Annotated in this window: 26 protein-coding genes and 1 pseudogene; 14 read left to right on the forward strand and 13 right to left on the reverse strand. The window is 71.4% G+C overall.

Features of this window, described 5'->3' with window-relative positions; all coding sequences use genetic code 11:
* The first annotated feature begins 129 nt into the window (after positions 1–129).
* From Actob_RS20280 to Actob_RS20290, 3 genes are all read left to right on the forward strand, one after another.
* Positions 130–2,568, forward strand: coding sequence for a sensor histidine kinase (locus Actob_RS20280; protein WP_284921873.1), 2,439 nt, complete (start codon positions 130–132; stop codon positions 2,566–2,568).
* Positions 2,565–2,981 (forward strand): roadblock/LC7 domain-containing protein, encoded by a 417-nt coding sequence (locus tag Actob_RS20285; RefSeq protein WP_284921874.1) that lies wholly within the window; start codon positions 2,565–2,567, stop codon positions 2,979–2,981. Before Actob_RS20280 ends, Actob_RS20285 begins: the two co-directional genes overlap by 4 nt.
* Positions 2,982–3,394: 413 nt before the next feature.
* Positions 3,395–5,116 (forward strand): aminotransferase class I/II-fold pyridoxal phosphate-dependent enzyme, encoded by a 1,722-nt coding sequence (locus Actob_RS20290; RefSeq protein ID WP_284921875.1) that lies wholly within the window; start codon positions 3,395–3,397, stop codon positions 5,114–5,116.
* On the opposite strand, the gene Actob_RS20295 is transcribed toward Actob_RS20290, so the two are convergent.
* Both Actob_RS20295 and Actob_RS20300 read right to left on the reverse strand, forming a co-directional pair.
* Positions 5,103–6,476 (reverse strand): permease prefix domain 1-containing protein, encoded by a 1,374-nt coding sequence (locus tag Actob_RS20295; protein WP_284921876.1) that lies wholly within the window; start codon positions 6,474–6,476, stop codon positions 5,103–5,105. The two genes, Actob_RS20290 and Actob_RS20295, sit on opposite strands and share 14 nt — an antisense overlap.
* Entirely contained in the window at positions 6,473–6,823 is a 351-nt protein-coding gene (locus Actob_RS20300; RefSeq protein WP_284921877.1) for a PadR family transcriptional regulator, read from the reverse strand. Before Actob_RS20300 ends, Actob_RS20295 begins: the two co-directional genes overlap by 4 nt.
* Positions 6,824–6,962: 139 nt before the next feature.
* Between Actob_RS20300 and Actob_RS20305 the strand changes: the two genes are divergently transcribed.
* Both Actob_RS20305 and Actob_RS20310 read left to right on the forward strand, forming a co-directional pair.
* Positions 6,963–7,430, forward strand: coding sequence for a peroxiredoxin (locus Actob_RS20305; RefSeq protein ID WP_284921878.1), 468 nt, complete (start codon positions 6,963–6,965; stop codon positions 7,428–7,430).
* 4 nt (positions 7,431–7,434) lie between these two features.
* Positions 7,435–8,088: a hypothetical protein gene (locus tag Actob_RS20310; RefSeq protein WP_284921879.1), complete on the forward strand. Its 654-nt coding sequence runs from the start codon at positions 7,435–7,437 to the stop codon at positions 8,086–8,088.
* 171 nt (positions 8,089–8,259) lie between these two features.
* On the opposite strand, the gene Actob_RS20315 is transcribed toward Actob_RS20310, so the two are convergent.
* The 3 genes from Actob_RS20315 to Actob_RS20325 are packed head-to-tail and all read right to left on the reverse strand — an operon-like array spanning position 8,260 to position 9,555.
* A complete protein-coding gene (locus Actob_RS20315) occupies positions 8,260–8,868 on the reverse strand; it encodes an NIPSNAP family protein (RefSeq protein WP_284921881.1) in 609 nt (202 codons plus the stop codon).
* On the reverse strand, positions 8,865–9,290 hold the full coding sequence (locus tag Actob_RS20320; RefSeq protein ID WP_284921882.1) for an Rrf2 family transcriptional regulator: 426 nt from the start codon (positions 9,288–9,290) through the stop codon (positions 8,865–8,867). The genes Actob_RS20315 and Actob_RS20320 overlap by 4 nt, the downstream gene beginning before the upstream one ends.
* Before the next feature lie 55 nt (positions 9,291–9,345).
* Positions 9,346–9,555 carry a VOC family protein gene (locus Actob_RS20325; RefSeq protein ID WP_284921884.1) on the reverse strand — a complete coding sequence of 70 codons (210 nt, stop codon included), beginning with the start codon at positions 9,553–9,555 and terminating at the stop codon, positions 9,346–9,348.
* Positions 9,556–9,810: 255 nt separating this feature from the next.
* Between Actob_RS20325 and Actob_RS20330 the strand changes: the two genes are divergently transcribed.
* From Actob_RS20330 to Actob_RS20340, 3 genes are all read left to right on the forward strand, one after another.
* On the forward strand, positions 9,811–10,263 hold the full coding sequence (locus Actob_RS20330) for a hypothetical protein (protein ID WP_284921885.1): 453 nt from the start codon (positions 9,811–9,813) through the stop codon (positions 10,261–10,263).
* Positions 10,264–10,301: 38 nt separating this feature from the next.
* Entirely contained in the window at positions 10,302–10,613 is a 312-nt protein-coding gene (locus Actob_RS20335) for a hypothetical protein (RefSeq protein WP_284921886.1), read from the forward strand.
* A gap of 377 nt (positions 10,614–10,990) precedes the next feature.
* A complete protein-coding gene (locus tag Actob_RS20340; RefSeq protein ID WP_284921887.1) occupies positions 10,991–11,392 on the forward strand; it encodes an MmpS family transport accessory protein in 402 nt (133 codons plus the stop codon).
* A gap of 220 nt (positions 11,393–11,612) precedes the next feature.
* Here the strand turns inward: Actob_RS20340 and Actob_RS20345 are convergent, their stop codons facing one another.
* On the reverse strand, positions 11,613–12,014 hold the full coding sequence (locus tag Actob_RS20345) for a VOC family protein (RefSeq protein WP_284921889.1): 402 nt from the start codon (positions 12,012–12,014) through the stop codon (positions 11,613–11,615).
* Between the two features lie 294 nt (positions 12,015–12,308).
* On the opposite strand from Actob_RS20345, the gene Actob_RS20350 reads away from it, so the two are divergent.
* On the forward strand, positions 12,309–15,332 hold the full coding sequence (locus Actob_RS20350; protein WP_284921890.1) for an AfsR/SARP family transcriptional regulator: 3,024 nt from the start codon (positions 12,309–12,311) through the stop codon (positions 15,330–15,332).
* 47 nt (positions 15,333–15,379) lie between these two features.
* Here the strand turns inward: Actob_RS20350 and Actob_RS20355 are convergent.
* The 4 genes and pseudogenes from Actob_RS20355 to Actob_RS20370 all read right to left on the reverse strand — a co-directional run bounded on the left by Actob_RS20355 (position 15,380) and on the right by Actob_RS20370 (position 18,472).
* Positions 15,380–16,847 (reverse strand): annotated as a pseudogene (locus Actob_RS20355) (NF041680 family putative transposase).
* Positions 16,848–17,115: 268 nt separating this feature from the next.
* The gene (locus Actob_RS20360) at positions 17,116–17,319 is read right to left on the reverse strand and encodes a tautomerase family protein (RefSeq protein WP_284921891.1); all 204 of its coding nucleotides are present in this window, start codon (positions 17,317–17,319) and stop codon (positions 17,116–17,118) included.
* Between the two features lie 2 nt (positions 17,320–17,321).
* A complete protein-coding gene (locus tag Actob_RS20365) occupies positions 17,322–17,738 on the reverse strand; it encodes a nuclear transport factor 2 family protein (protein ID WP_284921892.1) in 417 nt (138 codons plus the stop codon).
* Positions 17,735–18,472: an SDR family NAD(P)-dependent oxidoreductase gene (locus Actob_RS20370; RefSeq protein WP_284921893.1), complete on the reverse strand. Its 738-nt coding sequence runs from the start codon at positions 18,470–18,472 to the stop codon at positions 17,735–17,737. The genes Actob_RS20365 and Actob_RS20370 overlap by 4 nt, the downstream gene beginning before the upstream one ends.
* 122 nt (positions 18,473–18,594) lie before the next feature.
* Between Actob_RS20370 and Actob_RS20375 the strand changes: the two genes are divergently transcribed.
* The gene (locus Actob_RS20375) at positions 18,595–19,542 is read left to right on the forward strand and encodes a LysR family transcriptional regulator (protein WP_284921894.1); all 948 of its coding nucleotides are present in this window, start codon (positions 18,595–18,597) and stop codon (positions 19,540–19,542) included.
* Between the two features lie 235 nt (positions 19,543–19,777).
* Here the strand turns inward: Actob_RS20375 and Actob_RS20380 are convergent, their stop codons facing one another.
* A complete protein-coding gene (locus tag Actob_RS20380) occupies positions 19,778–21,103 on the reverse strand; it encodes a BTAD domain-containing putative transcriptional regulator (RefSeq protein WP_284921895.1) in 1,326 nt (441 codons plus the stop codon).
* Positions 21,104–21,164: 61 nt separating this feature from the next.
* On the opposite strand from Actob_RS20380, the gene Actob_RS20385 reads away from it, so the two are divergent.
* Positions 21,165–21,647, forward strand: a complete 483-nt coding sequence (locus Actob_RS20385) for a hypothetical protein (RefSeq protein ID WP_284921896.1) — start codon at positions 21,165–21,167, stop codon at positions 21,645–21,647.
* Positions 21,648–21,680: 33 nt separating this feature from the next.
* Here the strand turns inward: Actob_RS20385 and Actob_RS20390 are convergent, their stop codons facing one another.
* Positions 21,681–22,259: a TetR/AcrR family transcriptional regulator gene (locus Actob_RS20390; protein WP_284921897.1), complete on the reverse strand. Its 579-nt coding sequence runs from the start codon at positions 22,257–22,259 to the stop codon at positions 21,681–21,683.
* Positions 22,260–22,349: 90 nt separating this feature from the next.
* Here Actob_RS20390 and Actob_RS20395 point away from each other — a divergent pair, with 90 nt between their 5' ends.
* The 3 genes from Actob_RS20395 (at position 22,350) to Actob_RS20405 (ending at position 24,093) form a co-directional block, all read left to right on the forward strand.
* Positions 22,350–22,796, forward strand: coding sequence for a DUF1772 domain-containing protein (locus tag Actob_RS20395; protein WP_284921898.1), 447 nt, complete (start codon positions 22,350–22,352; stop codon positions 22,794–22,796).
* 27 nt (positions 22,797–22,823) lie between these two features.
* Positions 22,824–23,249 (forward strand): DUF4267 domain-containing protein, encoded by a 426-nt coding sequence (locus tag Actob_RS20400; RefSeq protein ID WP_284921899.1) that lies wholly within the window; start codon positions 22,824–22,826, stop codon positions 23,247–23,249.
* A 67-nt stretch (positions 23,250–23,316) separates the two neighbouring features.
* Entirely contained in the window at positions 23,317–24,093 is a 777-nt protein-coding gene (locus Actob_RS20405; protein ID WP_284922353.1) for a sterol desaturase family protein, read from the forward strand.
* A 339-nt stretch (positions 24,094–24,432) separates the two neighbouring features.
* Here Actob_RS20405 and Actob_RS20410 read toward each other — a convergent pair whose 3' ends face one another.
* Entirely contained in the window at positions 24,433–24,894 is a 462-nt protein-coding gene (locus Actob_RS20410) for a hypothetical protein (RefSeq protein WP_284921900.1), read from the reverse strand.
* Positions 24,895–25,345 lie beyond the last annotated feature (451 nt).

Below are 25,345 nucleotides of genomic sequence, written 5' to 3' on the forward strand. Positions count from 1 at the left end.
TGATCTTCTGATGGAATCTGCGTCGATCTATTCGCGGCTCAGGTCCGCCGCATGTGTCCAGGATCAGGGCGCAGCTGTCGTCCCCCGTGCCGCCCGGCGAAACGGTACGGGCCGATCGAAGGAGTTGCCGTGAGCGCGGGATCCCGCCGCTCCACCGCGCGACGACGTTTCATCCCCCGCCTGCGGGACGTGAAGATCCGGGCCAAACTGGCCGGTCTGATGGTCATTCCGCTGGCGGCGGTGCTGGCGCTGGGTACCGCGCGCCTGATCGACGTGCGTGGCACCGCGTCCGACTCGGACCGGATCGCCCAGCTCACCCGGCTCGGCACCGAACTGGCCGCGCTGAACCGGCTGGTGCACGCCGAGCGGATGGCGGCGGTGGCCTATCTGGTCGGCGACGGTGCGCGGCGGACCGACTACCAGGCGCGGGTCGGCGAGGTGAACACGCAGGTCACGGCGTTCCGCAACGCCCTGTCGCGCACCGAGGACGTGCCGAGCCGGGTGCGGGACAAGCTCTCGGTGATCGACGAGCAGCTCGGCAAGCTCGCCGGGATCCGCCAGGACGTCACGGAGAAGGCGGACTTCAGCGTGGCCAGCGCGGTGCAGCGCTACGGTGACGTCCTCGCCGGGCTCGCCGGTTTCGAGGAGTCGGTGGGCCAGGTCGCCGATCCGGGACCGGTCGCCGACGCGCTGCGCGCGCTGGGCGCGTTCAGCCGGATCGGGACGGCGATCGCGCAGCAGGAGGCGATCGCCTATTCGGTACGCATCACCGGCGAACTCACCGCGGTACGCGAACAGCAGCTGATCGCCGCGCAGGCCGCCCGTGACTCGGCCTTCGCCAGCTTCCGGACCCTGGCCGCCAGGGATCAGGTCGGCGTGGTCGAGGCGATGCTGGCCGACGCCCGGATGGGCGCCGCCGACGGGCTGAACACCCGGTTGACCGGGCCCGGCGCCGCGCCGATGGGTGAGCTGCTGAAGGCGTACGACGGGGTGCTGACCCTGCTGTACTCGGCGGAGCAGCAGCTGCAGGACCGGGCGGTCAGCGTCGCCGAGGACGACAGCGCCAGCGCCTCCTGGCGGGCCCGGGTCGAAGGCGTCCTGGTGCTGCTGGCGCTGGCCATCGGGGTCACGTTCGCGGTCCTGCTGGCCCGCAACCTGAACTCCGCGGCCCACCGGCTGCGCGACGGCGCGCTCACCGTCGCCAACCGGGAGCTGCCCGACGCGGTGCACCGGCTCAAGGACGCGAGCGACCTGGACAACGGCGGCGTGGACCGGATCGTCGCGGAGACCCACAACCCGATCCGGCTCACCGGCGAGGACGAGTTCGGGCAGGTGGCGAAGGCGTTCGCGGTGGTGCACCGGGAGGCGGTCCGGGTGGCCGCCGAGCAGGCGGCGTGGCGCACCAGCGTGTCGACGATGTTCGTCAGCCTGGCCCGGCGCAGTCAGCGACTGGTCGACCGGATGATCCGCGAGCTGGACCAGATCGAGCACGACGAGCAGGACCCGCAGCGGCTGGCCCGGCTCTTCGACCTGGACCACCTGGCCACCCGGATGCGCCGCAACGACGAGAACCTGCTGGTGCTGGCCGGTGCCGAGCCGGGCGCGCCGCGCCGCGAGGACGCCTCGCTGATCGACGTGCTGCGGGCCGCCCAGTCCGAGGTGGAGCAGTACAACCGGGTGGACTTCGGCGTGGTCGACCAGGACGTCGGGATCGCCGCCGGCGCGATCGGCGACGTGGTGCGGCTGGTCGCCGAGCTGCTCGACAACGGGACCCGCTTCTCGCCGCCGCGGACCCAGGTGATCGCGCACGGGCAGCGGGTGGAGAACCAGGTGGTGATCCAGATCGAGGACCGCGGCCTGGGCGTGTCCGACGAACAGCGCAAGCTGATCAACCGGCGGCTGGCCGAACCGGCCGAGGTGGACGTCACGGCGTTCCGGCTGATGGGCTTCGCGGTGGTGGCCCGGCTCGCGGCCCGGCGCGGGATCCGGGTCCGCCTGATCCCGAGCCCGCTGGGTGGGACGGTCGCCGAGGTGATGCTGCCCGCCTCGATCCTGGTGCGGCTCGCGCAGCCGGCCCCGCCGGTGGAGCCGATCCGGCGCGGCGCCCGGACCACGACGCCGATCAAGATGGAGATGCGGGTGGCCTGGTTCGACACGGTGATCGCGGCGGGCCAGGCCGCGCCGCGCGGCCTGCCGACCGCCGGCTACGCGCCCGCACCGACCCGTGCCCCGGCCTCTGCCGCGGCGGCGGCTCCGGCCTCGGCGCAGCCGGTCGTGGCGACGATGCCCCGGCCGCGGGCCGCCGCCGAGGACCGGTGGCGGATGCGGGCCGACGACGGCTGGCAGCGGGCGTCCGCGGCGGCCGCGCCGATCGCGGCCGGCACCACGGCCACCGGTCTGCCGCGGCGCAACCCGCAGGCCCAGCTGGTCCCGGGTTCCGCGCCGGCCACGCCGGCGAAGCGGGTGCGCCGCGACCCGGAGGCCATGCGCAGCCTGTCCACCTTCACCAACGCCGTCCAGCGGGGCCGGCTGAGCACTGCCCCCGGTGCTAAGGAGAACGATCGGTGACGACCCCACCCACCATGCAGGACCTGAGCTGGCTGCTCGACGACTTCGCGGAGGGCACCACGGGTGTCGCGCACGTCGTCGTGGTCTCGGCCGACGGCCTGCTGCTGGCCGCGTCCAAGGATCTGCCGGGCGGACCGGCCGGGCAGCTGTCGGCCATCGTCAGCGGCGTGGTCAGCCTGACCGGGGGCGCGGCCGCGCTGATCACCGGTGGCGTGGTGAAGCAGACCATCGTCCAGATGGAGAGCGGCTACCTGTTCCTGATGTCGATCAGCAACGGTTCGTCGATGACCGTGCTGGCGTCCGGCGAGTGCGATCTCGGGCAGGTCGGTTACGAGATGGCCCTGCTGGTCGAGCGCATCGGCGAATACCTGTCACCGGTACCCCGCCAGACGAGCGCGCCTGTGTCGGCGTGACAACCATCCGCTCGCTTGCGGGCCGCTGGGGTTGATCTCCGACATTCTCCGGTACGACTGGGCGTCGCGTGGCAGCCGGCTCGCCAGGCCCGGCCCCCGCACGACCGCCGCGCGTGTCGTGCGGGTCCGCTGTCCCGCACGGCAGCGGTGACGCCGAGGCCGGCGAGTGCCCGCGTGCCGCCCGGCCGTTGATCTTCCGGACCACCCGCGGACCCGCACGACACGCGCGGCGGTCCGGGGTGGCAGCGGCCTCGCGAGCCGATCGGCACGCGACGCCGAGTCGTACCGAAAATGGTGGTGAATCGCGGGTGTTCCCGGGGTGGTGGCCGGGCCGCATGATCCGCTTGATGGAATGAGGCGGCGAGTGCGCCGCGGCGGGCGGCGATCGCACAGCAGTCTAGAGAGGATCGTCGATGGGACAGTTCACCATCCGGGCCGCGACGGCGGCGGACCGGGACGAGATCTTCCGGCTGCGCCACGACGTCTACGCGGTGGAGCTCCAGCAGTACCCGGTCGACCCGAGCGGGCGCCTCGCCGAGCCGGCCGACAGCGGGAACGTGCATCTGCTGGCGCTGGCCGGCGGGGAACTGGCCGGGTTCGTCAGCCTCACGCCGCCGTCGGCGCCGCGCTACTTCGTCGAGCGGTATCTCGACGAGCCGGCCGTGCGGCGGGTGCGCGCCGGCCAGCCGTACGAGATCCGCGCTCTCACCGTGCACGAGCGCTTCCGCCGCACCCCGGTCGCGAGCCTGCTGATCTACGCCGCGTTGCGCTGGGTGGTGTCGCGTGGCGGGCGCACCGCGATCGCCATGGGTCGTGCCGAGACCCAGGACATGTACGCCCGGCTCGGCCTGCACCGCACCGGCGTGGAGTTCACCGCCGGCGCCCAGCGCTACGGCCTGATGCGCGGTGACGTGGCGGCCGCCCGGGTCACGTTCGCCGAACGGTACCGGCGGGTGCTGCCCCGGCTGGCCGCTCTCGTGCGGTGGGAGCTGGACACGCCGTTCCACCCGGAGCCGGAACCCGAGCCCGGGGCACCGGCGGAGCACTGCGCGCACGGGGGCCGGTCCTTCGACGCGATCGGCACCCGCTTCGACCGCCTGGACCGGCGGCACCGCATCGTCACCGCCGACGTGCTCGACGCGTGGTTCCCGCCCGCGCCCGGTGTCCTCGCCGCGCTCACCGAGGATCCCGCCTGGCTGGCGCGCACCTCGCCGCCGGCCCAGGCGGACGGCCTGATCACCGAGATCGCCGAGGCGCGCGGGGTGGACCCCGGCGCGATAGTGGTGGGCGCCGGCTCGTCCGACCTGATCTACCGGACCCTGCCCCGGCTGGCCGGCGCGGGTTCCCGGGTGCTGCTGATGCAGCCGACGTACGGCGAGTACCCGCACCTGATCGCGAAGCTCGGCGCCCGGGCCGACGTGCTGCGGCTGCGCCCGGAGAACGGGTGGCGGCTCGACCCGGACGAGCTGCGCCAGGCGCTGCGCCGCGACTACGACCTGGTGGTGCTGGTCAACCCGGGCAACCCGACCGGCCGGCACGTCGACGCCGAGCTGTTGTGGTCGGTGCTGCGGGACGCGCCGCCGAGCACCACGATCTGGGTGGACGAGACGTACACCGACTACGCCGGGCCGGGGCAGAGCCTGGAATCCAGGGCCGCGCTGGTGCCGAACCTGATCGTCTGCAAGAGCATGTCCAAGGCGTACGCCCTGTCCGGCCTGCGGGTGGGCTACCTGGTCGCGTCCGAGCCGCTCGCCGCCGGCCTGCGCCGCTGGTCGCCGCCCTGGCCGGTCGCGCTGCCCGCGCAGGTCGCCGCGATCCGGGCGCTGCGGGACCCCGGGCACTACCAGGACTGCTGGCAGCGCACCGGGGACCTGCGGCGGATGCTGGCCGACGGGTTGCGCTCGGCCGCGGACGTCGAGGTGCTGGAGTCGGAGGCGAACTTCGTCCTGGTCCGGCTGCCCCGCGAGGGGATGGCCGCCGAGGTGCGACGCCGTTGTGAGGCCGACGGCGTGTTCGTCCGGGACGTCTCCCCGCTCTCACCCGACTTCCGCGATCGCTACGTCCGGGTCGCCGTCAAGGACGTCGACGAGACCGAGCGGATCGTCGCGGCGTTCGGCCGGCTCAGCGGAAGTTGAAGACCGGCGGCAGGACCAGCACCACCACCCACATCCAGACCGCGAAGACCGGCAGGTAGGTGGTCTGCCACCGCTCGATCGCCGGGAACCCGGCGCGCCGGCGGACGAAGCTGAACAGCAGCCACGCCGCCCAGGCCAGGTTGGCCAGCAGCACGATGTTCTCGCCCAGCGCCGCCGTGTTGTTCGGGGTGGTGCCGTACTCGGCGATCCGGCCGGTCATGGTCAGCAGGACCAGCGCGTCGATGACCAGCGCGCTGACCACCAGGACCAGCTGGAGCACGTCGAACGTGCCGCGCGGGGCCAGCGGGTTCCGGGCGGAGATCGAGTACAGCAGCAGGCCCAGCACGATGGCGAGCAGCAGGTCGAACATCACCAGGTTCTCGCGTTCCACGTCGATGCCGCCGTGGGTCAGGCCGGTGGCGACCAGGAAGGCCAGCAGCACCACGGCGAACAGCGGGGTGAACAGCCGGGTGAGCACCGGCGCGATGTTCTCGATGACACCCTGCTTGGCCTCGACGAGCCAGCCGGCCACCACCACCGCCGCCATCCCGCCACAGGGCACCAGCCAGTACGTGATGAAGTCGTCGGCGCCCAGCCCGATGGCGTCGAACGTGCTGGTCAGGAACACGATCAGCACGCCGCCGCCGAGCGCGATCAGGACGAGATAGACGAACCACTCGCCGCTGAACCTGATGAAGTCCATCCGCCGGCGCGACGACCGTACCTCGTCGGAGACGTAGGCCAGGCCGACCACGAACCACAGGGCGATCGGCAGGTGGGAGCCGATCAGGTTGACCGACTGGGAGTCGTCGGCGACCGGGTAGAAGTTCGCCCCGGCGACGCCGAGCGCGAACAGCGCCACCAGCACCGCGCACAGCCGGAGACCGGCCCGCCGGCGCCAGGCCAGGAAGCCGGCCAGCCAGGGGAGGGTGAACAGGGCCACGTTGGTCTCGTAGAACGTGCCCTCGTCGTCGAAGTGCTGCCCGAACAGGGCCGGCACCTTGATCGAGAGGGCCGCGCCGGCGGCGCAGACCAGCATGGCGATCAGGTCGCGCCGCAACGTCGCCTTCGTCGCCGTGTCCCCGGAGTCGCCCAGGAACATCAGCTGTTTCCACAGCCGTTCGGAGTGCTCGCGGGCGAACTCGCGGGACAGGTCGTCCAGGCCGCCCATCCGCTTGACCGCGATGAGGAACGCCTCGTCGGGCCGCAGCCCCAGGGCGGTGAGCTCGTCGACGGAGTCGCGCAGGTGGTCCTCGAGCTCGTCGGCGTCGGACGCGATGAGTTCCGGCCGGCGGCGGACGTACTCCCGCCACTGCGCGAACTGGCTCTCCAGTTCGTCCGGACCGTTGGTCACTGTCACGCGGTGCCCTCCAAGGGAAGTGTCTGCGGCCAGATCTGCTGGAGCGCCTCGACCACCGTCGTCCACTGATGGCGCTGCTCGGCCAGCTCGGCCAGGCCCTGCTTGGTGATGCGGTAGTACTTGCGCCGGCGTTCACCGGTCACGGTCTGCCAGCTCGCTTCGACGTGGCCGAGGCGTTCGAGCCGGTGCAGCAGGGGATAGAGGAACCCCTCGGTCCAGTCCAGCTCGCCGCCGGACAGGTCGCTGATCCGGCGCAGGATGGCGTAGCCGTAGCTCTCGCCCTCGGCGAGGATGCCGAGCACGATCGGGGTGGCCGAGGCGGCCACGAGATCCTTTGTCACCCGCACGGGGGCACCCTTCCTCCCATACCGTTCGTCGCTGCCGTTCGTGATGCCGTTCGTGATGCCGTCGTGATACCTAGAAGATCAAGGCATAGTAGAGCTAGGTAAAGGTTGCCGCAACGGCCTGATCCCGTACGCTGCGGCGGTGAGCATCGGCAAGGGCGACATCGCGCCCGACTTCGAACTGCCCGACCAGGACGGCACGCCGCGGCGGCTGACCGACCTGCTGGCGAACGGTCCCGTGGTCCTCTTCTTCTACCCCGGGGCGATGACCAAGGGCTGCACCGCCGAGGCCTGCCACTTCCGCGACCTCGCGGCGGAGTACCGCGCGGCCGGCGTGCAGCGGGTCGGCATCAGCCGGGATCCGGTGGAGAAGCAGAAGCTCTTCGCGGAGACCTACACGTTCGACTACCCGCTGCTGTCCGACCCGGCATCGGCGACCATCGCGGCGTACGGCGTGAAGCGCAAGCTGAACCTGGGCCCGCTGAGCACCAAGCGGATGACGTTCGTGATCGGCACCGACCGGACGGTCCTCGACGTGATCCACAGCGAGCTGGACATGAACCAGCATGCGGCGCAGGCGCTCAGCGTGGCGGCCGCGGCCAAGGCCTGATCCGGTGGGCGGGTCCTCGGTGGCCCGGCGGCAGGCCGAACTGCGGGCGCGGGTCGGCGAGCATCTGGAGCCGGGGGAGACCTGCCGGGCGGCCGTGTGGGTCGCCCGGGCGTCCGGGCTGTCGTTGATCTCACGGATCAGCGGGGCTTCACAGGGACCGCTGGCGCCGGCGCCGGTGGGGCCGCGCGGTGGCACTGCCGCCGGGTTGTATCGATGCCTGCCGGAGCATACGTCGGCGGCGGCGCTCGCGTTGACGGAGGCTCGGCTGCTGCTGTTCCTGCTCACCGAGGCGACGCCTTCTGATCGGACGGACCTGGCCGGCCCCGCGTCGGGCGGCCCCGCGCCGGCCGCGCCCGCGTCGGGCGGCCCCGCGCCGGATGGTCCCGCGCCGACCGCGCCCGCTTCGAGCGGATTCGCGGCGGTTACGTCTTTCGACCGGGTCAAGCTGGCTGTCCGTCGGCTGTTCTCCCGGACCGAGGCCGAGCCGCTGGCGCCGCTGGCACTGGCCTGGCAGTGTCAGCGGACCGCGCTGGACGCGGCCGCCGCGAGCGACCCGGAGGGCGAACTCTCGCTGCGCTTCACCGACGGGTCCCACCTGTCCGTGGTCGCTCCGGCGATGCTGGCCATCCCGTTCGCCACGGCGGTGAGCCGGCCGTGAGCGGCCATGATCTGGGCGTGAGTTGCCCGTGAGCCCGGCCTGAGTCGGGCGTGAGTTGCCCGTGAGCCCGGCCTGAGCTGGGCCTGAGCCGCCCGTGAGCCGGGCCGGCCGTGCCTCGGCATCCGGCCGGGGCCGGCCACACTCACACTCGGCCGGATGCCGAAACCCGGCCTAACGAAACGCGGAGCGGGCGGTGGGCGCCAGCCGCAGCCGCTCGGTCTTCACCACGTCGAAACCGGCCGGGACCGTCAGCTCCGGCTCCGCCGCCGCGCCGAACCACACGAACGCGTGCTCGCCCTCCCGCACCGGCAGCCGCGGGAAGTTGTTCTCGGCATACTCGGTGGCGAAGACGGCGCCCGCGTCGCGCTGCTGCCCGGTGAACCACCGCGTGAACTCCTCGTCGAAGGGTCGCTCCCGGTACCAGATCGTCGCCGTCAGCACGGTGCCCGGCCGGCCGGCGTCGCGGGGCGAGGCCGGCGGTGCGACGATGGCCCGCAACAGCAGCACGTCGTCGGAGTCGACCATCGTGGCGTTCGCCGCCGGGCCGTGCTCGCGCCACACCGGGCCGCCGTAGAACTCGGGCAACGCCCGGCCCCGCACCGCCATGTCCGGGAAGCCCCGCAGCCAGACGAACACGTCGGGCCGGTCCAGGTCGCGGAACTGGCCGAGCACGCGCATGCCCAGCGCCTCCTGCGACTCGACGAACTCCCTGTCGAACAGCTCGATCAGCTCGTCCCGGCGGCCGGGCCGCAGGGTGTACTGCCGCAGCTCGACGATCACCGCAGAATCCTCTCCAGCATGCCGGCGATCGTCCGGCGGCGCAGTGCCGCCCCGAACGCCGCCGACGCGTCGTCGTAGACGTCGGTCAGGACCGGCTGGATGCCGCGGCCCACCGGGCACTCCGGGTTCGGCTCCGAGTTGTGCAGGGCCAGCAGTGGCTCCGGATCGACGGCCGCCCACACGTCGTACATGGTGATCTCGTCGGCCGGGCGGGCCAGCGCGAACCCGGCCCCGGTCCCGCGCCGTGCCCGGACCAGGCCGGCCCGGCGCAGGTCACCGAGGCTGCGCCGGAGGATGACCGGGTTGGTGTTGACGCTGGCGGCGACCTCGTCGGAGGTGAGCCAGGGCCGGCCGCGCCGGCGGGCCAGCTCCAGCCAGGCGAGGGCGTGCGCCGCAATGGTTACTCTGCTGTTCGATGGCATCGTAACCATTCTTGTTACAAATGATCTTCACCGCAACCCCGCCCGCCGAGCGACCTCACTCCACGCGGGCGAGACGGCGATGCTCCACGAGGCCGACCAGATTACCCTCGGTGTCACGCAGGAACGCCTGAACCTCCTCGGTCCCGGCCGGTCCGAGTAGCCCGTCGGCGTGCGTGAAGACGACATGTGGCTCCGACACCACCGTGGCGCCCGCGCGGCGCATCCGCCCGACCACCGCGTCGACGTCCTCGACCAGGTCCGTCACGAGGAGGGATGAGGAGGGTGGGGGATCGGGCTCGCTGGCCGAACGACCTGTGGATTCGTGAGCATTCACAGTGTGCCGCGAGCTGGTTGCGTGATGAGGATCGATGGATTGTCGGATCGAGGACAGGGTCACGCCGTTGATACAACTACGGTGAGTATTACTAGTCGTGACGGAGCGGAGGCGATCATGCCAACCGTCGTAACAGCCCCGCATCGAGGGACTGACCTGACCGGTGCTGGCCGATACTTTGCGCCGATGACCGCCAGCGCCATCTCCGTCATCAAAGCCATAGAGATCAACCGGCCGGGGCTGTCCGAAACCAAACGGAACCTGCTGCTGTTCTTCTGCCAGGGGCACTACCTTGCCCTCGGTGGTGACGCCCTGTTCGGCGAAGCGCTGTACGCCGTCGAACACGGGGTCGCCCTCGACGATCTGTCCGAACCTGACGTCCTGGAACCGCCGCACAGCGGCGCCCTGAACGCCATCAACGGGGTACTGCAGCGGTACGCCGATCTGTCCCCCGCCGACCTGCGCACCCTGATCCAGGCGTCCGCGCCGTGGCAACTCGCCATGAAGTCGGTGGGCAGCCCGCGGATTGAGCTGGCGTGGCTGCGGGACTGGTTCACCCGACCCGACGAGACTGACGACCCCGCTGATGAGCGACCTACCCGTAAGCAGCTTGCGGCCTGGGCGGCCCGGAACGCTTGAACCGCCACAGACTCGCCGCACCTTGCCAGGGAGGCTCGATGAGCGATTCGGACCGGCTGTGGAAGCTGGAAGGATTCCCGGAGCATGTCGGTCCCGCTTCTGGCGAGGTGCAGCGGGCCTACGAGCTGTGGAAAGATCGCTGTCAGGTCAACCCGCAGTCGGCCGGCCGGCAGCTTGAGAGCGGAGACCGGTACACGGCGCTGATCCCCGGCGGCCGATACGTCGACGATGCGTTCGGCGAACAGCAACTCATCTGCGACTACGAGATCAAACCCGGTTCATGGGGTACTCCCGGCGAGGTGATGTATCTGGACTGCGGCTTTGTCGGGGCGGCGGACCAACCTGACTAGGTTCGCGTTGCGGCGTTTCGATGGTGGAGCGGTAGCTGTACCTGACTGCTCGGCGTCCCCGGGAATGCGGCTCCGGCGCCTGGGGAGCCGTTTCGGCCCGTTCAAGCTCGCAGTGGCCTGAGACCCGGACGTCGTCCTGGATTGGTCGGCGATGGTAGCGGGTGCGGAGTAGCTGCTTGGCGCAACAGCCCCGACGTTGCGGTCATCGCCACGTGACCAGGTAGTCCACTTGCGGTACCGGTCGGAAGACAGCACTGTCCGTTAAGGCCATAACTTTGATGACTGCGAATGAGTTGGATCGGTGCGGCCGGGTTTCGTGGACTGGGGCCCGGCCGCCGACCAGTCCAACCATCCCCGGTCCATGGAGCGACTGCCCTATGCGGAACAAATCCTTCATCGCCGCGTTGGCCGTGACCGCAGCCATCGGGATCGCCTGCTCATCCGGTGGCGCTGACACGGCCGGTCCGGGCGCCCAGGACACTGCGGCAGATGGGAGCGCGGCAAAGAAGAAGTCCATCGTGCTGGAGGTGACCGGCGCGAAGAAGGCCGATATCACGTACGGCCTGAACTCGGATCAGTCACAGGACAACGGCGTCAAGGTGCCGTGGAAGAAGACGATGTCGTCGGGTGAGGCGATGATCGTGGCGACGGTGCTCGCGCAGAACAAGGGTGCGGGCACGATCAAGTGCAGGATCACCGTGGATGGCAAGGTGGTGAAGGAGAACGCGTCGAAGGGCGAGTACGCGGTGGTCACCTGTACCACTGACGCCCTCACCTGACCGATTGCCATGCCAACCGCCCCGCCTGCACGAGGAGCCGGACTTCCGGACGAGTTCCCCGCCGGCCCCGACGGCGGCCGGCCGACCACCTGAGCGACGACCTGGCTACCGTCCTCCGGCGCCCGAGCCGGCCGGGCGGCGGCGCGTCAGGTGACGAAGTGGCGGCCCGGCCGCCGGTCGCGGCCGATGCCGTGACCGGCCGCCGGGGGAGTGGCCGGGGTCAGGAGGCCGGCGTCAGGATCTGGGCGACCTCCCAGGCGTTGCCCGCCGGGTCGGTGAACGCGACGGTGCGGCGTCCCCACGGGCGGTCGACAGGTCCGTTGAGGATGGTCACGCCGTGCTGCTTGAGCTCCTCGTAGACCGCGTTGGCGTCGGCCACCTCGATGGTGATCAGCAGGCGGGCGCCGCTCCGCGGGCCGGCTACCGGGTGCGGCTCGACAAGTGTGCCGGCGCGGTCGGCGCGCAGGATGTTGATCATCAGGTTCTCGAGCCGGACCACCGCCGAGGCCTCGTCCGCCCAGACCACCTCGAGGCCGAAGACGTTCTCGTAGAACGCCCGGGTGGCGGCCAGATCCTCGGCGAAGATCGTGATGACCTCGATCTTGTTCAATCCCTTGATCACGTATGCCCGTCCCTATTGCGAAGATAGTTTCGAGTCGTGATCGTATGACGGCCGCGGCGCCGGTAGGGGGCGCGCGCGGTTCCGGAACTCGTTGCGGGGCAGGTCGCTCGTCACCGTCGGAGTCACTGTGGCGTCCCGATTCCCCCGTACGCTTGCGCAACCGGGCGAGGAGCGACCTGCCTCCCACAACGGTGTCAATGCTCGCCGGTGGACCTTGTACGAAGCGTGGGAGACTCGTACCGTCCTTGTGAATTTCTTGAATCCCCTGGTCGGGGATGGGCGTGCGGAGGTCAGTTGGCGGCGGAGTTCGGGGTGCTCGGCGTGGTGGAGGCCCGCATCGACGGCCGGTCCGTCGAGCTGGGGCACGCCAGGCAGCGGTGCGTGCTGGGGGTGCTGCTCGTCGAGGCGGGCCGTCCGGTCACGATGGACCAGCTGATCGACCGGGTCTGGGGTGCCAACCCGCCGCAGCGGGCCGCCGGCGCTCTCTACAGTTACCTGTCCCGGCTGCGCGGCGCCCTCGCCGGCGCTACCGGCGTGGAGATCCGCCGGGAGCCGGGCGGTTACCTGCTCACCGTGGATCCGCAGGTGGTGGATCTGCACCGGTTCCGCGGCCTGATCCGGCTGGCCCGCGCGGCGGAGCCGGACCGGTCGGCCGCCGACCTGATCACCGGGGCGCTCCAGCTGTGGCGGGGCGACCCGTTCGCCGGGCTGGACACGCCGTGGCTGGCCGCCATGCGCCGCACGCTGCTCGGCGAGCGGTTCGCCGCCGAGCTGGACCGCAACGACGTGCTGCTGCGCCTGGGCCGGCACGGCGAGCTGCTGCCGGCGCTGACCGCCGCGGTCGCCGAGCATCCGCTGGACGAGCGGCTGGCCGGTCAGGCCATGCTGGCGCTGTACCGCTGCGGGCGCCAGGCCGACGCCGACGAGCAGTACCGGCGGATCCGCCGCAGCCTCGCCGACGAGCTGGGCAGCGATCCGGGCAGCGCGCTGCGCCGGCTGCACGAGCAGATCCTGGCGGCGGATCCGGCACTGGACGTGCCGGCGGCCGACCCGCGGAGCGCCGTCCCGGACGCGCCGGCCGGTGACGCCGGCAACCCCGTCGCGCCGCCGGTCGTCGCGGCGCCGGTGCCCACCCAGCTGCCGGCCGACGTGCGCGCGTTCACCGGGCGTGCCGGAGAACTCGCCACACTGGACCGGCTGCTGGTGACCCCGGGCGCCGAGCCGCCGCTGACCGTCGCCCTGCTGTCCGGTACGGCCGGCGTCGGCAAATCCGCCCTGGCGGTGCGCTGGGCCCACCGGGTCCGCGACGCGTTCCCGGACGGCCAGCTGTACGTGAACCTGCGCGGCTACGACGCCGAACAGCCGGTGACCGTCGCCGACGCGCTGGCCGGCTTCCTCACCGCGCTCGGCGTCCGCGGCCCGGAGATCCCGCCGGGCAACGACGAGCGCGCCGCCCGCTACCGTTCCGAGCTCACCGGCCGGCGGATGCTGGTGCTGCTGGACAACGCGTCCTCGGTGGAGCAGGTCCGGCCGCTGCTGCCCGGCACCGGCTCGTGCCTGGTGCTGATCACCAGCCGTGACTCGCTGCCCGGCATGGTGGCGGTGCACGGCGCCGAACGGGTCAACCTCGACCTGCTCCCGCTGCCCGACGCGCTCACCCTGCTGCGCAAGCTGATCGGCACCCGGGTGGGCGCGGAGCCGGCCGCCGCCGAGGCGCTGGCCGCCGCCTGCGCCCGGCTGCCCCTGGCGCTGCGGATCGCCGCCGAGCTGGCCGCCGAACGCACCGACGTGCCGCTCGCCGAGCTCGTCGCCGAGCTGGGCGACCACCGGGTGCGGCTGGACCTGCTGGACGCGGGCGGGGATCCACGCGCCGAGGTCCGGGCGGTGTTCTCCTGGTCGTACCAAAATCTGCCGGACGCCGCGGCCCGGACCTTCCGGCTGCTCGGGCTGCATCCGGGGGAGACCGCGCACGTGGACGCGGTGGCCGCGCTGACCGGCAGCACCGCGAGCGAGGCACGGCGGCAGCTCGGCGTGCTGGTCCGCGCCAGCCTGGTCCAGGCCGGCCGCGGCGGCCGGTACAGCATGCACGACCTGCTGCGCGTCTACGCGGCGGAACTCGCCGCCGAGCACGACGGCGAGCCGGACCGGCGGGCGGCGCTGACCCGGCTGTTCGACCACTACCTCAGCCGGGCCGAGGCCGCGATGGGCACGCTGTACCCGGACGGCGCGACCGTGCCCGGCGACCCGGACGAGGCCCGCGCCTGGATCGAGGCGGAGCGGCCCAACCTGGCCGCCACCTGCGTCTACGGCGCGGCGCACGGCTTCTACCGGCACACCGTCGCACTGGTCGGCACGCTGTTCCGCTACCTGGACGCGGCCGGGCCGGTGGCTGAGGCGGCGACCGTCACCGCCTCCGCCGTGGCCGCGGCCCGGGCGATCGGCGACGGCGCCGCGCAGGCGCGGTCGCTGTCCCAGCTGGGCCGCCTGCACCGGCGCCAGGGCCGCTTGCACGAGGCGGCGGCGACCTACCGACAGGCCCTTTTCCGGTACGCCGAACTCGGCGACCGGGCGGCCGAGGCGCAGGTCCTGCGCAACCTGGGCAGCGTCGACTGGCGGCTGGGCGACTACCGGCAGGCGGCCGACCACTACCGCCGGGCCTGGACCCTCTACGAGCAGCTGGGCGACGACGCCGGGCAGGCCGACGCGCTGGTCCGGCTGGGCCTGGTCGACGCGCGGCTGGGCGACCAGGACCAGGCGGTGCGGCGCTTCGAGTCGGCGCTGGAGCTGTATGCCCTGCTCGGCGACCGGTACAGCGAGGCGTACGTGCTGTCCCTGCTGGCCCGGCAGCCGCGGCACCCGACCGGCCTGGAGCGCGCCGCCGCCCATCTCGAGCAGAGCCTCGCGGCGGTCCGGCGCGCCGGTGACCGGACCGCCGAGGCGTACGCGCTGACCGACCTGGCCGCCGTCCATGCCCGCCAGGGCCGGCTCACCGAGGCGGCCGGCCAGCTGCGCCGGGCGCTGGTGCTGCACCAGCGGATCGGCGACCGGGCCAGCGAGGCCGAGGCGCTCAACGACCTCGGCCAGGTGCTGCGCGCCGCCGGGCAGGCCGGCGAGGCCCGGACCCGGCACGGCCAGGCCCTCGACCTGGCCGAGGAGATCGGCGACAGGTACGAGACGGCGCGCGCCCACGACGGCATCGCGGCGGCCCTGCGCGACCTGGGTGACGCCGGCGAAGGTCAGCAGCACCTCGACCGCGCCCGGCGCATCTTCGCCGACCTGCGGGTCCCCGCCGCCCCGGCCGTGGAGCTGCCGGCGTAAGAGGTGTCGCGGAGCCCAGCGGGGGCGGCCCGCGGTCAGCTTGTCGTTTAACCAGTTCGGCGGGGGCTTGGTGCCCTTCTTGCGATGGGCCGGTCGCTGGTGTGCCTGGCCGGTGACCAGGATGAGTCCCACGGCGTAGCGCGTCGTGGTGCGCCGGTTGCGGGAGCCTGGCGGGCGTCCGGGACCGGGCCTGCTGGGTTTAGGTGCATGCACTGGCGAGGTGCTGGCCGCGCGCAGGTTCCGAAACCCGCGCCGGACCCGGGCCGGGGTGAGCCGTTCCGGGGCCATCGGGCGTTCCCAAGGCCGGCGTAGGTCCTGAGCGAGGGGCCGGGCGAGACGCAGCTGAGTATGCGCAGCGAGGATGAGCCAGGTCCAGCGGTCGGCTGCGGCTGGCTCACGGAGTCGCGGTGCGGTCCAGCCGAGAGTCTGTTTCAGCAGGCGGAAGGTGTGCTCGATGTCGAAGCGGCGCAGGAACGCCTGCCAGCACCGGTCGACATCGTCGGCGGTGGCGTCGCCCTTGGACCACCACAGCCAGAGCGGCTTGGGTTCGCCGCGGCTGGGCAGGTGGTCGACGGTGAGCCGGATGACCGTGCCGGCGATGATAGGCAGCGCCTGGTCGTGATCGACCCAGGCGGCGCGGCGGGTCAGCCGCGGGTGCAGCCGGTCCCAGGCCTGAGCCTTCACCTGGCCGTAGAGCCGGGTGTCGGTGTGGGTGACCGCGTGCTCGGTGTCCCAGGTGGCGGGGTCGCCGAAGACGAACTCCCCGCCGTGCTTGGCCGACCGACCGCCTTCAGGGTTGTAGATCCTTGGCGGCGTGGGGCGGCGTAGCACCCGATCCGAGCGCATCCGGCCCAGGATCTCCACCGGGAGGTCCCGCAGCAGCCAGGCGATGCGCGGTGCTTCGTAGCCGGCGTCGAGCACGATCAGGATGTCGCGGTCGTCGGGCTTCCACTGGCCGGCGTCGGTGAGGCGGTCGACGAGCTGGCGGATCTGTGCGCAGGTGATCGTGGTGACGTCCGCGCCGGGTGGCAGGCGGACTGCGTCGAGTAGGGCTGTCCATGAGGTGCGGCCGGTTTCCAGGGCGGCGATGATCGAGTAGGGCCAGCCCGGGATCATGCGGTGTTCCTCCTTGCCGCGGCCGTAGGTGTGGCAGAACGAGCGCTGCGGACTGCAGTCGCCGTCCGGGCGCAGCCACGGTGAGACGTCCACCGCGAGCACCAGCCGGCCGTCCGCCGCCCGCGGCAGCGGTAAGCCGGCCAGCTCCGGGCGCAGCGACTCGACGTCGATGCGGCCGTGGTTGAGCGCGTCATACATGGCGCCGTGGCCACGCCGGTGCTCCGGGGAAGCGACAGCCCCGACCAGGGTCTTGACCGGCCCGTCCGTGCACAGCAGTGCGTCGGCCAGCTCGAACAAGGCGTCCGCCCGCCGGGTCATGCATCGGTAGAGCTGCTCACGGAACTCCGCCAACACATCGATCGCTTCTGCTCGGTCAGCCATGCCCGCCACAACGATGATCGATAGGCGCGGACACGGCGCCACGGGCCTCAGCATGCCGAAGCGTCACCTACCCAGGGCACCCGACAACGCTGAGTCACAGCCACTCGGGTCGAGGCGGACCCGACGAGTGCACGGATCTGCCGAGATGAGCGTGTTTGGCTATCCCGGTTCAATCAGTGCGACCGATATCCGGACGACTATGGAGCCCGAATGCGCAAGCGTTGAAGGCGCTTCCGGCTCGCTGATTGTATGCGTCCCTTCCAAGCGGACAGCAGTTGACATTCCGTTAGGCGCCACTTTTGCGGAATTCGGGAACCGGCACGCCGCCGATGCCCCAGTCGTCGAGCTCGACCTCGTCGATGACGACGAAGGTTGTGCGGGGGTCCTTGCCGAGTACGTCGACGAGGACCTGCGTCATCTCACCGATGATGCGGCGCTTCTGTTCTCGCGTCACACCCTCACGAGTGATCTTTACATTGATGTACGGCATGGTCAGCCCTTCTCGTCGAGGCGTCGTGGAGTCGCGCGGAATGCCTTGGCAACGATCTGCCAGCGTCCGTCGGAAGCGAGCAGTGTCAGCACGTCGGCGTAGTCGACGTCGCCCAAGGAGCATTCGACAACGGCGACGATCAGGCTCTTTGCGACCTGCGTGATCGAAACGATGCGGTCGTTGCGGGTTTCGCCGCGTGCTGCGGGAGCCGTCCGGTGTGCCACGACGTCGAGGTAGGTCGGTAGGTCACGGTGCAGCGTGCCGTCCGGCGTTTGGGTGATGTAGAGCGCGGCGGGGTGGAAGACGGCCGCGAGACGGTCGACATCGCTGTGGTACAACCCGTCGAAGTAGGTCCGCAGCAGGTCCTCGACGTCCTGGAACCCGACGGCGGCGACGCTACCCGAGGAAGCAACAGTCATGACCGCACCGTGACGAAGCCGCCGTCCACGGCGAGGGTGTGACCGGTGACGAACTGTGCCGTCGCGAGGTAGTGCACCGCCTCGGCGATCTCGTCGGCCTCGCCGACGCGATTGAGCACCGCGAGGCCGGCGAACGCGTCGACGTCGACGGCGGAGTGCAGCGGAGTCCGCACGACACCGGGTGCCACTTCGTTGACCCGGATCGAGTGGGGAGCGAGTTCGGCCGCGAGGGCAACGGTCAGCGCCCGGACCCCACCCTTGGAAACCAGTGCCGCGGAGGCCGGGAAGCCGGTGACCGCGTGGTCATTGAGTACCGTGCCGATGTTCACCACGCTGCCACCGTGGCCCTGCGCGACCATGCGGCGCACGACTGCCTGGGTGGCGAGGTAGGTGCCCCGCAGGTTCCCGGCGAGGAAGCCGTCGAGTTCCTCAGCGGTCACGTCGAGGAACGGCTTCGCGGCGAACGTGCCGGCGCTGTTGACGAGTACGTCGACTCCACCGAACCGGTCGACGGCAGTACGGACAAGGCGCTCGCCGGTGTCGGCCGCACCGATGTCACCGGCGACCGTCGCCACCAGGTCGCCCGCTGACAGGTCGTACTCCGCCTGCTTGAGCCGCGCATCGTCTCGTCCGCCCAGGACCACCCGGTAGCCATCGGTGAGGAAGCGGCGCGCCGCGGCGAGACCCAGACCACTACTGCCACCGGTAATGATCACTGTCGAGAAACTGCTCATGGCTCATCCTGTCGTCATGTGGGGGCCGGTCCGGTTCGGCCGGTCCGTCGAGCAATGACGCTACGGAGCAAGTGACCGATCAGTCCAAGACGCAACGGCCCCTGCTGCCATAAGGTCAGCTTATGAATGTGGATGTGCGGGACCTGGAGCTACTAGCAGCGCTCGCGAGCGGCGGAACGCTACTGCAGGCAGCCGAGGAGCTCTATGTGAGTCAGCCCGCGCTCAGCCAACGGCTCGCTAAGATCGAGGCACGCGTCGACGCACAGCTCTTCGAACGCCGCGGGCGCCGCCTGGTGGCCACCGAGGCAGGAAGACGGCTCACGGTCAGCGCCGTTCACGTGCTCCGCGAACTCAGCGCAGCCGAGGCCGATGTGCGCCGCATCGCGCACTTCGGGCGTGGTCGCGTGAGAGTCGCCACGCAGTGCAGCACGACGTTCGGCTGGCTCACACCGGTGATCCGCCGCCACAGGGAGAACCACCCCGACAGCCAAGTGCGCGTTGAGTCCGTGCCCGATGACGACGTGGTCGGCGCGCTGCTTGACCAGCGCCTCGACGTCGCGGTCCTGACCAAACTCGACCGACGAGCCGAAGAGCTCCAACTGACCCGGCTCTTCGACGACGAGATGGTCGCGGTGGTCGCGCCGCAACATGCGTGGACCCGGCGCGACCATGTGACGGCCCGCGACTTCGCCGACGTCGATCTGATCATGTACGACTCCTACGACCCGGGCCGGGCGCTGGCCACGCCGCTGCCGCTGCCACCCGGCGCACACCCCCGCAGCCTCACAACCGTGCCCATGGTGACGGATCTTGTGGTCGAGCTCGTCGCAGCACAAGAGGGCATCTCGGTACTCCCTTCCTGGGTGATTGCGCCGTACGCCGAACGCGGCGACGTCGCTGTGGTACGCATCAGCGCACGGCCGACCACGCGCACCTGGTACGCCGCTGTGCGCGCCGGCGACGAACGCCCGTCGGTACGCGGCTTCATCGACGCTCTGCACCAGCACTTCGCCACCCAAGGGCCCGGCGAGGTGCTACTGAACGCGGCAGGAGGCTCAGGTTCTCTCTAACCTTTGGCATCTGAAGTCACACCGCCGCCACCGCTGAACGTGCCAGCCGATGGTGCGGCATCATCGAGGGCAGATGGAGCAACGCACTCATTTGCCGCAGAGAACGCGCGTTGGGTCCCGTTGCCACCCTCGCCCAGCGTGCTGACCGACACGCACCGTAGTCACCCTTGATAAGGCGGCGACGCCTCCACAGCGACGTCAGGGTGGAGCGGGAGGTTAAACGGCAATCTCACGCTCAGTGCGCGCAGGTGGCGACGCTGCAGTACCGGCGCTGGCGGCTCGGGTCGAGGAAGAGCCAGCCGCACCGCGGGGCGGGGCAGGCGCACACGGTGAACCGGCGCGGGTCGGCGAGCAGGGCGGCGGCACTGTTCGCGGCGGCGTGCAGCGGCAGGTCGAGCCCCGCCTCGGCGGGCAGCACCCAGCGTCCGAGCCCGCTGGCGTCCCGGACGAAGACCGACGCGGCCGCGGCGGCACGGGCGAACTCCGCCACCGCGGCGAAGGCGTGCTCGTCCGCGGGGTCGGTGAGGCACGCGTACAGAAAGGTCCGCAATGTCGTGGCGCGCCGCAACACGGCGGCGGCCTCGCCGGGCGCGCGGCGCGCGACCCGCAGCAACCTGGTCGTCGTCTCCGGATCGGCGAGATCGAGGTGCTCGGCCCAGGCCGCGAGCGCGGGATAGCCGCGCAGCCACTCGCCGCCGCCGGCCGGATGCGGTTGCCGCCAGCCCGCGTACGTGTTGCAGAACTCCAGCGCCGGGTGACCGCCCACATGCCACGGCAGCCACTGGTCGCGCACCCGGACGGCGTAGGCCGGCGCCGGCGGCCGGTCCAGCCGCGGATCCCGCCGCGCGATGCGGTCCCGCAGCTCGCGCAGCTCGGCCCCGGGAGCCACGCCGAGATCGGCGCGCAGGAGTTTCGCGGTGACGTCGTAGCGGTGCAGGGCCTCGGCCGGCCGCCCGTCCCGGTGCAGCGCGGTCATCAGCAAGGCGACCAGCCGTTCCTGTGCCGGACAGCGGTCGGCGACCGGGAGCAGATCGGTGACCACCCGCTCGTGGCGCCCCATCGCCAGCAGGTCCTCGGCCCGGCGCCGGACCGCCACCAGCCACTGCTCGTGCAGCCGCGGCGCGAGCCGTTCCCGCAGCCGATCCCCGGCCACGTCGGCCAGCAGCGGCCCGCGCCACAGGGCGAGCGCCTCGTCGAGCAGCCGGACCCGCTCGGCGGTGTCCGGTGCCTCCCCGGCCTGGCGGCAGAACTCGGCGAACTCGTCGACGTCCCGCCGGTGATCGGCCGGCTCGACCAGGTAGCCGTCGTGGCGGGTGACGATGGTCAGGCCGTGGTCGCCGAGCGACTGCCGCAGCCGGCCCACATAGGTGTGCACGACGCCGCGGGCCGTGGCCGGCGGCTCGCCGTCCCAGAGCAGGTCGGTCAGCCGGTCGGTGCTGACCACCCGGCCGGCCTCCAGCAGGAGCAGGCCGAGCAGGCAGCGTTCCTGGCGGCGCGGGCCCGCCGTGACCGGCCGGCCCCGGTGGCGGATCTCGAACGGGCCGAGCAACCGGAAGTCCATCGGATCGAAGGCTATCGGTTCCGGTCAGGATCTGGTGAGCGGCTTGTCGCAGGCTGCCGTGATGCGCCGAATCGCCATCACCGCCGTCACGTCCGCCGCGCTGCTGACCGGCGCCGGTTCCGGCTGGGAACCCGCGCCGACCCCGCCGTTCCGCCAGGAGGCCGGGGTCAACTGCGACTTCCCGCTGTCCGCCGAGCCGGTGGTCGACGAGGTGGTCACCAGGGTGTTGCAGCGGTACCCGGACGGGTCGATCCGCCGTGACGCGTACCGGGGTGACCTGGTGGTCCGGGTGACCAACACGGAGACGGGCGCGGCGTACGACGCCGACGTCAGCGGCAGCGCCGTGGTCGACCACGGCGCGGACGGCTCGCAGACCTGGTACGTGGCCGGCCCGGTGCTGCTGCGGGTCCGGGAGGGCCAGGGCAACATCCCGCGCGGCCTGTGGATCGTCGACGGGGTGTACCGCCTGCGGATCTCACCGACCGGGTACCGCACGCTCACGATGGTCACGGGCACCCTCGACAACGTCTGCGACCACCTCTGACGAGCCTCGGCGGGGCCGCTGTGGACGGCCGGGTCAGGCGACCGGAAGCCGGTCGACCAGCAGCCGCACCCGCTCCTCGGTGAACTCCGGCGGCAGTCGTCCGGCCCGGGTCAGGGTGGCCAGGCCGTGCAGGGACGCCCACACCGTCTCGGTGAACAGCCCCGGTGCGATCCCGTCGCCGGCCACCTCGCCCAGCGTCTCCAGCAGCGCGGCGAAGGCGTCCTTGAGGGGCTCCGGGGTGTCGTCCCGCGCGTACGCCAGGCCGCCGTCGAGCTGGAAGATGGCGTCGTAGACCGCCGGGTTGCGGGCGGCGAAGTCGAGGTAGGCCCGGGCCAGGGCGGCCACCCGGGCGCGTGGGCCGTCGGCGGCACCGGTCGCGGCCCGCACCGCCACGGCCATCTCGGTGGCGCCCTGCAGGGCGACGGCACCGATGATCTCCCGTTTGCCGCGGAAGTGGCTGTAGAGCACGGGCTGGCTGTACTCGATGCGCTCGGCGAGCCGGCGGGTGGTGACCGCGTCCCAGCCCTGCTGCTCGGCGAGCTCGCGGGCGGTCGCCACGATGAGCCGCTCGCGCTCCGCCCGGTCGCGTTCCTTGCGTTCCTGTACCGACATGACCCGATCCTAGCACCGCTAGACAGTCGAGCGCTGGCAGTGCTAGCGTTGCCCCACAAGCTAGCAACGCTAGATTTCAGGAGGGTCGTCATGCTCAGCGCACTTCAGGTCGTCACCACGGTGGTTGTCGGCGTGATGGTGGGGGTGGAGTTCGCCGTCGCCTTCGTCATGAACCGGATCTTCAACGCGCTCCCCGAGGACAGCGACCAGCTCGCCCGCGCCCACGGTGGCCGGATGCTCGGCGCCGTGATGCCGTTCTGGTACATCGGCTCGCTGGTGCTCGTCGCGGTCTGGGCCGCCGCCGGCTGGCACGACCCCGGCACCGGGCTGGTGGTCACCGCCGGCGCGCTGCTGCTGCTCAGCGTGGTCATGTCGATCCTGCTGCTCGTCCCGATCAACAACCGGGGCAAGACGTGGACCCCGGAGAACCGGCCGGCCGACTGGAAGGAGCAGATGAACCGCTGGGACCGCTACCACTACGTCCGCGTCGCGGTCATCATCGCCGCCTTCGCCTCGCTCGCCGCCGCCCTCGCCTGAACCGCCCACTCGCCAAGGAGAAGAACGATGTCGCTCAAGAAGATCAACACCGTGCTGGCCGCCGTCTTCGTCCTCTTCATCCTCTGGTTCGGGACGGAGTACATCGTGCGCCCGGCGGCGACGGCGCCGAGCTTCGGCCTGCCGTCCTGGCCGTCCGGCGACGGCGGCGGCTTCCTGATCGTCAAGGGCGTCCGCGACGTCGTGCTGGCCCTGGTCCTCGGCGTCCTGCTGGTGACCGGCCAGCGCCGGGCGCTGGGCTGGGTGCTGCTGGTGGAGGCCCTCGCCGCGTACGGCGACATGACCACCGTGCTGGCCCACCACGGCGCCGTGGCCACCGCACTCGGCGTCCACGGCCTGACCGCGACGCTGATGGCGGTCACCGGCCTGCTGTTCCTCCGCGAGACCGGCAAGCCGGCGGACGCCCGCGCACCGCGCACCCGGCAGCCCGCCTGACCGGGCGCTTCCCGGACGGCCTTGTGCCGGCGCCCGGAATCGCAGCAAGATGCAGGCCGTGACCGGCATGCTGGAGTTCCTGCGGACGCTGCACCCGGGATGGTGCGCGCTGCTCGCCCTGGTGGAGAACACCGCCCTGGTCGGACTGGGCGCTCTGCTCGGGCACGGCGCGCTCCGGCTGCCCGGCGCCCGGCGACTCACCCCGGCGCCCGGCCCGGTGAGCGGGCAGGAGTACGCGCTGGTCGCCAGCACCACGCTGATCAACACCGCGATCACCGTGGCCGGCTGGTGGCTGTGGCGGGCCGGCGTCATCGCCCTGCGGCCGGGCCTCGGCCCCGGGGCGATCGCCGAGCTCATCGTGCTGGTCATGGTGATGGACGTGCTGATGTACGCCGGCCACGCCACCGCCCATCTACGAGTCCTGTTCCCCTGGGTGCACCGGCTGCACCACGTCTTCGCGGACGCCCGCCCGATCACGCTGTTCGCGCTGCACCCCCTGGAGGCGATCGGCTTCGGGGCGATGTGGCTGGTGGTCCTGGCCGTTCACCCGTTCACGGTCGCCGCCCTGACCGCCTACACGGTGCTCAACCTGGTCTTCGGTATCCTCGGCCACCTCGGGGTGGAGCCGCTGCCGCCGCGCGTACGCCGCAATGTGATCTTCCGATGGGTCGCCACGCCCACCATGCACGTCGGACACCACGCGGAACCCCGCTACAACCTGGGCTTCTACACCACGGTGTGGGACCGGGTGTTCCGCACGCTGGAACCCGGCTACGACACCCGGCGGACCGCCACGGTGCCGGAGCCCTACCGCCGACCGGCCGCCGCCGTCGCACCCGATTGAGCCGTTCGGCGGCGCGCCCGTCGTCCTGCGTTTCCGGAAGCCGGCGAGGGGAGGGACGATACCCGCAAGTCCCACCTGCTTGTCAGCCCGGGCGCCTGCGAACGCGGCTGCGTGCGTGGGGGGATGCTGCGGATCACCTGGCTGCTGGACACCGGGATCATCCGGCACCTGCGGGTCATCCCGTCGACGAGTGGGCCCTGGCGGCCCGCGCGGATGGTCGACAGGCCGCCGTACCAAGCTCATCGCCGCCTGATCAGCTCGGCATCCGTGAGGCGCGGATCGCGGCGAATCCGGTCAGTGCTCGAGCGGGCGGCCGGTAGAGCCGGCGTCCCAAACGTTTCACGTCCGCACTCGCTTCACGATCGCGATCGGCACTGTCTCGATCACATAGTCCTCGATCAGGTCCGGCTGCACGTCCACCGTCGCATCGGTGCCGACGTAGCGAACGACGAACACCGTCCTGCGCAGGATCGCCTCGTCATATTCGGCAAGGCTCTCCGGCAGGTCGCCCACGATACGAACGGAGTCCCCCGGCTTGAGCGCGGCATGTTCCGGAGCCTCACCGCGCTGGACAGCGGAGATCATGTCGATGAGACTCACCAATGGCTCGCTGTCCATGCCGTAGTGCACGAGATGCCCGGCCTGGCCGAAGATCACACCAGCTTCGTCCCTGCTCAACCCGGCGAATGCCTCGGCGACTTGATCAGGAAGGCCCGATTTCCCCGACTTGTCGTGCTGCTGCATCGCTAAGGCCAACAGCAGGCGGTCGATGACTCGTTCCGCGGTGTCTTCGTACGTCACCCGGCGAGGATATGGTCATCGACATCAGCGGATCCGCGGATGAGCCGCGACGCCCGCTGCGTTTCCGCTCAGCAGCAGATCCGCGCATCGGAGCAAGCTGAGGTCGCCGCCGCGGTGCGGCGTTCCGGTAGGCGTCACCGTGACGGTGACCCGAACGGCAGAGGCCGCACTCGGCTGAACGGAACATCTGGCGGTGGTGTTCGTCGAGGTTCTCCCGGCCGGCCCGGAGGGCATGGTGGGTCGGCCACGACCCGGGGCGACGATCTCGCGTCGACCGCTTTCCAGGAGCAGCCCCGCATCGTAGGGGTGACTTCCGAATTCACCGAGGTCTCCGGCAGGCGCTGGAGCAACGAGGGCCTGGACCAGCATCGACACCCCGGCGGCTACATCGGCTCACCGAACGATCTCCCGCTGGGGTACTGGCGAGCAGCACTCCGGGCGTACCGGAAAT

Source organism: Actinoplanes oblitus, assembly GCF_030252345.1.
GTDB classification, from domain to species: Bacteria; Actinomycetota; Actinomycetes; order Mycobacteriales; family Micromonosporaceae; genus Actinoplanes; species Actinoplanes oblitus.

Excerpts from the sequence above, each read along its gene's own strand:
- Actob_RS20290 (WP_284921875.1), top strand. The coding sequence starts at position 3,395 with ATGGGACAGTTCACCATCCGGGCCGCGACGGCGGCGGACCGGGACGAG.
- Actob_RS20320 (WP_284921882.1), bottom strand. The coding sequence starts at position 9,290 with ATGCCATCGAACAGCAGAGTAACCATTGCGGCGCACGCCCTCGCCTGG.
- Actob_RS20330 (WP_284921885.1), top strand. The coding sequence starts at position 9,811 with ATGACCGCCAGCGCCATCTCCGTCATCAAAGCCATAGAGATCAACCGG.
- Actob_RS20335 (WP_284921886.1), top strand. The coding sequence starts at position 10,302 with ATGAGCGATTCGGACCGGCTGTGGAAGCTGGAAGGATTCCCGGAGCAT.
- Actob_RS20340 (WP_284921887.1), top strand. The coding sequence starts at position 10,991 with ATGCGGAACAAATCCTTCATCGCCGCGTTGGCCGTGACCGCAGCCATC.
- Actob_RS20360 (WP_284921891.1), bottom strand. The coding sequence starts at position 17,319 with ATGCCGTACATCAATGTAAAGATCACTCGTGAGGGTGTGACGCGAGAA.
- Actob_RS20365 (WP_284921892.1), bottom strand. The coding sequence starts at position 17,738 with ATGACTGTTGCTTCCTCGGGTAGCGTCGCCGCCGTCGGGTTCCAGGAC.
- Actob_RS20370 (WP_284921893.1), bottom strand. The coding sequence starts at position 18,472 with ATGAGCAGTTTCTCGACAGTGATCATTACCGGTGGCAGTAGTGGTCTG.
- Actob_RS20375 (WP_284921894.1), top strand. The coding sequence starts at position 18,595 with ATGAATGTGGATGTGCGGGACCTGGAGCTACTAGCAGCGCTCGCGAGC.
- Actob_RS20380 (WP_284921895.1), bottom strand. The coding sequence starts at position 21,103 with ATGGACTTCCGGTTGCTCGGCCCGTTCGAGATCCGCCACCGGGGCCGG.
- Actob_RS20385 (WP_284921896.1), top strand. The coding sequence starts at position 21,165 with ATGCGCCGAATCGCCATCACCGCCGTCACGTCCGCCGCGCTGCTGACC.
- Actob_RS20390 (WP_284921897.1), bottom strand. The coding sequence starts at position 22,259 with ATGTCGGTACAGGAACGCAAGGAACGCGACCGGGCGGAGCGCGAGCGG.
- Actob_RS20395 (WP_284921898.1), top strand. The coding sequence starts at position 22,350 with ATGCTCAGCGCACTTCAGGTCGTCACCACGGTGGTTGTCGGCGTGATG.
- Actob_RS20400 (WP_284921899.1), top strand. The coding sequence starts at position 22,824 with ATGTCGCTCAAGAAGATCAACACCGTGCTGGCCGCCGTCTTCGTCCTC.
- Actob_RS20405 (WP_284922353.1), top strand. The coding sequence starts at position 23,317 with ATGCTGGAGTTCCTGCGGACGCTGCACCCGGGATGGTGCGCGCTGCTC.